General features: G+C 69.8%; 6 protein-coding genes and 1 pseudogene. 5 read left to right on the forward strand and 2 right to left on the reverse strand.

All coding sequences use genetic code 11. The features are described from left to right. Positions 1-447: pseudogene (locus WCJ52_RS11385) on the reverse strand (hypothetical protein); the annotation flags it as partial. A 126-nt stretch (positions 448-573) separates the two neighbouring features. Here WCJ52_RS11385 and WCJ52_RS11390 point away from each other — a divergent pair. The 5 genes from WCJ52_RS11390 to WCJ52_RS11410 all read left to right on the forward strand — a co-directional run bounded on the left by WCJ52_RS11390 (position 574) and on the right by WCJ52_RS11410 (position 3,976). Then, positions 574-1,128 (forward strand): DUF924 family protein, encoded by a 555-nt coding sequence (locus tag WCJ52_RS11390; RefSeq protein ID WP_336903427.1) that lies wholly within the window; start codon positions 574-576, stop codon positions 1,126-1,128. A 46-nt stretch (positions 1,129-1,174) separates the two neighbouring features. Next, complete coding sequence (locus WCJ52_RS11395) at positions 1,175-2,026, forward strand: thymidylate synthase (RefSeq protein WP_336903428.1); 852 nt, start codon at positions 1,175-1,177, stop codon at positions 2,024-2,026. Positions 2,027-2,031: 5 nt separating this feature from the next. Next, a complete protein-coding gene (locus WCJ52_RS11400) occupies positions 2,032-2,550 on the forward strand; it encodes a dihydrofolate reductase (protein ID WP_336903429.1) in 519 nt (172 codons plus the stop codon). Between the two features lie 66 nt (positions 2,551-2,616). After that, complete coding sequence (locus WCJ52_RS11405) at positions 2,617-3,528, forward strand: SMP-30/gluconolactonase/LRE family protein (protein WP_336903430.1); 912 nt, start codon at positions 2,617-2,619, stop codon at positions 3,526-3,528. 7 nt (positions 3,529-3,535) lie between these two features. Then, positions 3,536-3,976, forward strand: a complete 441-nt coding sequence (locus WCJ52_RS11410; RefSeq protein WP_336903431.1) for a globin — start codon at positions 3,536-3,538, stop codon at positions 3,974-3,976. 19 nt (positions 3,977-3,995) lie between these two features. Here the strand turns inward: WCJ52_RS11410 and WCJ52_RS11415 are convergent, their stop codons facing one another. Beyond that, positions 3,996-5,096, reverse strand: a complete 1,101-nt coding sequence (locus WCJ52_RS11415; protein WP_336903432.1) for an NADH:flavin oxidoreductase — start codon at positions 5,094-5,096, stop codon at positions 3,996-3,998. Positions 5,097-5,170: the final 74 nt, after the last annotated feature.

Below are 5,170 nucleotides of genomic sequence, written 5' to 3' on the forward strand. Positions count from 1 at the left end.
GGATTCAGGGCGGGGGTCGGGACGGGGGTCATTCCAGCCGTCGGGCTGCACGTCCCGGGCCTGGCCATAGCGACCCCAGGCCTCGGGCCGGGCCGTGCCCCGGGGGTCCGGGCCGGCCATGGGCGGTGATGGCGGGGCGGGCGGCGCCGGCGCAGCGAAGACCTCGGGAGGCGGCGGGGGCCGCCCGGCCCGGGCCTCATTGCGGGGTCCGTCTTCGCGGGGGCGTTGGACGTCCTCCCGGGCGCGCTCTTGGGCGCGCTCTTGGGCGCGCGGTCCGTCCTCCCGGGGGCGCTGGAAGTCGTCGCGCGGGTCCGGCCGCCCGGAATCACCGTCGACCTCCTGCCCTGTGGCGGGCGGGGCGAGCGCCATTCCCGCCGCCAGGGCGAGCGTCAGGGCGAGCCCAAGGCCGGGCGCCCGGGAAGTTGCGCGGTCGATATGCCTGAACATGGTCCTTACCTCTGGTCCTGCAGAGCAGATCTTCGCTCCGACGGTTGTCGCCCCCGTGTGCATAGGATTAGGAAGGTCAAGCTGAACCGGGCTTGAACGCCCGCCAACCCAGGAGGGAATTCGTCCATGCCAGCCCTGCCCCAGGACGTCGTCAACTATTGGCGCAACGCTGGCCCGCGCCGCTGGTTCCACAAGGACGCACGGTTCGACGAAGCCATCCGCCTGCGCTTCGAGCCCGTCCACTTCGCCGCCGCCCGGGGGCAGTACGACGACTGGGCGCTGGAGGCCGAGCCGGCCCTGGCGCTGATCCTCCTGCTCGACCAGTTCCCTCGCAACCTGTTCCGGGACAGCGCCCACGCCTTCGCCACCGACGGCAAGGCCCGGCGGATCGTGCGCCTGGCCCTGCGCCGGGGCTTCGACCTGCAGATCGAGCCCGAGCTGCGCCACTTCGTCTACATGCCCCTGGAGCATTCCGAGGAGCTGGAGGACCAGGTCGACTGCGTGCGCTTCATCCAGGCCCTCTGCACCGAGACCGGCGATGGCGAGCTCCTGCGCTTTGCCGAGATGCACCGCGACATCATCCAGAAATTCGGCCGCTTCCCCCACCGCAATGCCGCCCTGGGCCGCGAGAGCACCCCGGCCGAGATGGCCTTCCTCAACGAGGGCGGATTCGCGGGATGACGAGGGCCTTGCAAGCCGTCTAGGGTCGGCGTGGAGAGACTCACCCATGAACGCCCCCGCCCACATTGCCGACGACAACACCGCCCGGGAGGCTGCCCCGGCGCTGGAGCAGCCCTATCTCGACCTCCTGGCGGACATACTGGCCAATGGCGTCGACCGCCCGGACCGCACGGGGGTGGGCACGCGGGGCGTCTTCGGCCGGCAGATGCGCTTTGACCTCTCGCGAGGCTTTCCCCTCCTGACCACCAAGACTGTCCACCGCCGCTCTATCGTCGTCGAGCTGGTCTGGTTCCTGCGCGGCCAGACCAATGTCCGCTGGCTCCAGGAGCACGGGGTCAGCATCTGGGACGAATGGGCCGACGCCGAGGGAGAGCTGGGGCCCGTCTATGGCCGCCAGTGGCGATCCTGGGCCGCGCCGGACGGCCGGGTCATCGACCAGATGGCCGCCCTGGTCGAGGGCTTGAAGCGCAGCCCCGAGAGCCGCCGCCACATCGTCACCGCCTGGAACCCGGCGGACGTGGACGACATGGCCCTGCCCCCCTGCCACTGCCTCTTCCAGTTCCACGTGGCGAATGGGCGCCTGTCCTGCCAGCTCTACCAGCGCTCGGCAGACGTCTTCCTGGGGGTGCCCTTCAACATCGCCTCCTACGCCCTCCTGACCCACATGGTGGCGGCGGTGACGGGGCTGAAGGCCGGTGACTTCGTCCACACCCTGGGCGATGCCCACCTCTACCTGAACCACTTGGACCAGGCCCGGGAGCAGCTGACGCGCGCCCCCCTGCCGCCGCCCCGGCTGGAGCTGGCGCCCCGGGACGACCTCTTCGCCTTCGAGCCCGGCGACATGAAGTTCCGGGGCTACAAGGCCCATCCGGCCATCTCAGCCCCCATCGCGGTCTGAGGGGCATGGCCACGCCCATCCTCACCGCGGGTCCCATCGCCCGGGCCCGCAATGGCGTCATCGGCCGGGCCGGCACCCTGCCCTGGCGGCTGAAGTCCGACCTCGCCCGCTTCCGCGCCCTGACCATGGGCAAGCCGGTCATCATGGGCCGCCTGACCTGGGAGAGCCTGCCCCGCAAGCCCCTGCCGGGCCGCACCAACATCGTCCTGTCCCGGGACGCCTCCTACGCCCCCGACGGCTGCGTGGTCTGCGAGGACTTCTCCGAGGCCGCTTCCATCGGTCGCGAGCAGGCCGAGGAGGACGGCGCCTCCGAGGCCTGCGTCATCGGCGGTGCCTCCCTCTTCGCCCTGGCCCTGCAGCGCGCCCGGCGTATCTACCTCACCGAGGTCCACGCCGACGTGGAGGGCGATGTCTTCCTGCCCCCCTTCGACGAGAGCCGCTGGCGCGAGGTCCGCCGGGAGGATCTCCCCGCCGGCGAGGACGACGAGTTCGCTGTGACCTTCCGGGTGCTGGAGCGAGGCTGAACCCCTTCCCCTCGCCGCCCCCCTCGCCCATAGTCGCCACAAAGCCAAGCCGGGAGGAGACAGGCCATGGACCTGCAGTTGATCGCCGAGGACTTCCAGTTTCCGGAAGGCCCAATCGCCATGAATGACGGCTCGGTGATCCTCACCGAGATCAAGCGCCAGACCCTGACGCGGGTGAAGCCCGACGGATCGAAGGAGATCCTGGTCAATACCGGCGGCGGGCCCAATGGGGCGGCCATCGGCCCGGACGGCGCCATCTATATTACCAACAACGGCGGCGCCTTCGAGTGGCTGGACAACCAGGGCATGACCATCCCCGGCCCGACCCCGGCCTCGCACACCGGCGGTTACATCCAGCGCTTCGACCTGAAGACCGGGGCCCTGGCCACCCTCTACACCGAGTGCGACGGCCAGAAGCTGGTGGGCCCCAACGACCTGGTCTTCGACCGGCAGGGCGGCTTCTGGTTCTCTGACCACGGCTGCTCAACCCCCGAGGGCCGCAAGTTTGGCGGGATCTACTATGCCAAGACCGACGGCAGCCACATCAGCCGCCAGCGCGACCACTTGATCTCGCCCAACGGCATTGGCCTGTCCCCCGACGAAAAGGTCGTCTACCTGGCCGACACCAACCTCGGCAGGCTCTGGGCCTTTGACGTCGCCGAGCCCGGCGTGCTGGGGCCGCCGGACGGCTTCGCCCCGGGGCGCGTCATCTGCAACCTGCCCGGCTACCAGTTGCTCGACAGCCTGGCAGTAGAGGCCGGTGGCAAGGTCTGCGTGGCGACCATCATCAACGGCGGGATCACCGCCTTCGATCCGGACGGCTCGGTGGAGCACTTCCCGGTGCCGGACCTGGTCACCACCAACATCTGCTTCGGCGGGGCGGACATGCGCACGGCCTGGATCACGGCCTCGGCCACGGGCAAGCTCTACCGCGCCACCTGGCCCCGGCCGGGCCTGAAGCTCAACTTCAACGCCTGAGACCCGGATGCCCCGCGCGCCGGACGCCCGCGAGCCCCTCATTGTCGCCAGCTTCGAACTGGCGGCGGAGCGGTGCGAGGACCTGACGCCCCTCGTCTATGGGCGCCTCTTCGGCGAGCAGCCCGAGATGGAATTCCTCTTCTGGCGGGACCAGAACCACCAGATCCGCGGCGAGATGCTGGCCCGGGTGATCCAGGCCATCCTCGATTTCGTGGGCGAGCGCCTCTATGCCTCCACCCTCATCCAGAGCGAGGTGGTGGTCCACGAGGGCTATGACGTACCGCCGGAGGTCTTCCGCATCTTCTTCCGCACGGTCCGCGACTCGGTCTGCGAAGTCTGCGGCCCGGACTGGACGGGCGAATGGGGCGCGGCCTGGGAGAGCCTCCTGGCCGACCTCGACTATTACGTCACCCACCCCGACCAGGCCACGACCGCAGCCCTGGCCTGATCGAGAGGGCGGAGGGGCCTCAGGACAGGCTGGCCATGGCGGTGCGCTCGAAGTTCATCAGCTCGTCATTGCGGCCCTGGTGGATCTTCACCGCCCAGTTCGGGTCCTGAAGCAGGGCCCGGCCCACAGCCACCAGGTCGAACTCTTCGGCCTCCAGCCGCCGCAGCAGGTCGTCGATGGAGGCGGGCTGCGAGGCCTCGCCGGCATAGGAGGCCACGAACTCTCCGGACAGGCCCACCGAGCCCACCGTGATGGTTGGAACGCCGGTCAACTTCTTGGCCCAGCCGGCGAAGTTCAGGTCCGAGCCCTCGAACTCCGGCTCCCAGAAGCGGCGCTGCGAGCAGTGCAGGATGTCGGCGCCGGCGTCGGTCAGGGCGGTCAGCCAGGCCTCCAGGGCCTTGGGCGTCGGCGCCATCTTCGCCGTGAAGTCCTGCTGCTTCCACTGGCTAATTCGGATGATCACCGGATAGTCCGGGCCCACCGCCTGGCGCACGGCCCGCAGGATGTCGCCGGCGAAGCGCGCCCGGCCCGGCAGGTCCTTCGAGCCATAGGCATCTTCGCGTTCATTGGTGCCGTCCCAGAAGAACTGGTCGATGAGATAGCCGTGGGCGCCGTGCAGTTCCACAGTCTCGAAGCCCAGCCGCTTGGCGTCCGCCGCCGCCCGGGCGAAGGCGTCAATGGCGTCGGCCACGGCCTCCTCGCTCATGCCCTCGCCGAACTTCTTGCCCGGGCTCGACAGGCCAGAGGGGCTGTCATAGCCGCCGGTCGGGTTCCATTCCGGGTCGCGCGAACGCACAGCGCCCACGTGCCAGAGCTGGGGGCCGATGGCGCCGCCCGCGGCATGGACCTCATCAGCCACCCGCTTCCAGGCGGCCAGTTCCTTCTCGCCGTGGAAGCGCGGGATGTTGCGGTCGTTCAGCGAGGCGGCGCGGTCCACCCCCGTGCCCTCGGTGAGGATCAGCCCGACCTCGGCGGCGGCCCGCCGGCGGTAGTACTGCGCCACATCCTCGGTCGCCACGCCGCCGGGCGAGAAGGACCGGGTCATGGGTGCCATGACCAGGCGGTTCTTCAGGTTCAGGCCCTTGAAGGACCAGGGCTGGAAAAGGGCTTCGGCGGCCATGGGCGGCATCTCCTGCGTCGGGTCCGCCATGGCGGACCCCGGTTTCAGTGTTTCGGGGCGACCTTATGCACCGT

Source organism: Phenylobacterium sp. (assembly GCF_037138395.1).
In the GTDB taxonomy this organism is placed as follows: domain Bacteria; phylum Pseudomonadota; class Alphaproteobacteria; order Caulobacterales; family Caulobacteraceae; genus Phenylobacterium.